At 60.4% G+C, this 371-nt stretch carries 1 pseudogene; it reads left to right on the forward strand.

From position 1 onward, the window contains the following. Positions 1-371, forward strand: a pseudogene (locus HMPREF0298_RS11310) (transposase); the annotation flags it as partial.

The raw sequence follows: 371 nt of genomic DNA on the forward strand, positions 1-371 counted from the left end.
TGCCGCACCCATTTTTCGAAGAACCTCTCGTCGATGGTGCCGAAGACCCAGTGGCCGACTGTGTCGGCGATGTTCCATACGATCTTCCAGCAACCCGACTCGCAAGCGGTGTGGAAACAGGCCCACGACGTGGTGGAATTCTGCCAGCAGAAATTCCCGCACGTGGCCGACTACCTGGAGGAATCACTCGACGACCTGCTCGCGTTTACCAACACGCCAAAAGCCGTGTGGACCAAGGTGTGGTCGAACAACCCACCTTCAGCGGCTCAACCGTGAAATCCGCCGGCGCACAGACGTCGTCGGGATCTTCCCCAACCGCGACGCCGTGATCCGCCTGGTTGGCGCAGTCCTCGCCGAGCAACATGACGACT

The organism is Corynebacterium lipophiloflavum DSM 44291 (assembly GCF_000159635.1).
Lineage (GTDB): Bacteria > Actinomycetota > Actinomycetes > Mycobacteriales > Mycobacteriaceae > Corynebacterium > Corynebacterium lipophiloflavum.